Origin of the sequence: Microcoleus sp. AT3-D2 (assembly GCF_036705715.1) — a bacterium.
In the GTDB taxonomy this organism is placed as follows: Bacteria; Cyanobacteriota; Cyanobacteriia; order Cyanobacteriales; family Microcoleaceae; genus Microcoleus.
This window is the reverse complement of sequence record NZ_JAUBVE010000221.1, coordinates 1-1,009: the sequence shown is the minus strand read 5'-3', so window position 1 is coordinate 1,009 and position 1,009 is coordinate 1. Positions and strand designations below refer to the sequence as shown.

Sequence of the window (1,009 nt, the reverse complement as noted above, 5' to 3'; positions counted from 1 at the left end):
GGCTTCTATGAATAATGATTATATGATGACTGTTCTCAACTCCTTTTGTCAAGCTTGATTGAGATGCTCTTACCCTGGAAGATTAAATAGCTAATCTTGAATATTTTTTGCGTCGAGAAACCCGTTTTTTGACAGTGGGATAGCATGGTGCCTTAGTCCGTACCTTTCCTGTTTCCCAACCAGGAGATTTTCCCCTATGTTTAGGCAATTTCGTAGGAGTACCAATGTCAACTAAAACCGAAAACATTGATTGGGCAACACGTCCAGGGGTTAAATTGATACGCTTCAGATTGCCAAGGTAATATATTCTCGACCACTAAATCCCTAGCTAACCAGAGTTGCCAACTCATCAACGGCATTAAATCACTCCAACGTTCACATTGTTCAGGAGTTCTCAAGTTAGGCAATGTCCAATGCAATCGTTGCTTAGCAAATCGATACCAATGATCCACTCCAAAGCGTCGTAAATACTTAAACCAGACTGTTTCTAAGGGTAGAGTTCGTTCTCCCACCCAAGCCAACCACAAGGGTGGAAACGGCTGACCGTTTAACATGGGCTTCATTCTTTCCACGAGGATTAAATTTACTCTCTGTTCCGGCGCACGATAAAAATGTAAGTCAAGCCATTGCCTGACTCGGACTTGCCCCAACTCTGGATGTTCGTCAATTTCAATCACAGCATCCGCTTCGAGCCATGTGGTTTGGTCACCCGACCTCATTTTTTGCCCGTGCTTGCGTGGTCTGCCGCGACCACTATATGCTGGTGGTGCTGACCAAAAACAGGCATTCTTTCGGAGTCGCATTAAGCAATCAGCTTGAATGGAAGCTTGCGCTAGTACCCAACAAGCATTGCCATATTCTCTCGCTAAAACTGCTAAGACTGGATTGATGCTCTGTTCACAAACAAGTTTGAGTTGGGAAGCTGCTTTTTCTAATAGACATCTCCAAAATAGTAACATTATGTGGTAAAAGAACATAAGAGACATTTTTTTACACACAAACATGAGCG

General features: G+C 43.2%; 1 protein-coding gene. It reads right to left on the bottom strand.

The window, feature by feature from the left end:
* Positions 1-227: 227 nt before the first annotated feature.
* Positions 228-1,009: hypothetical protein (locus tag QUB44_RS31030; protein ID WP_333373788.1), on the bottom strand; the 782-nt coding region annotated here is incomplete at its 5' end.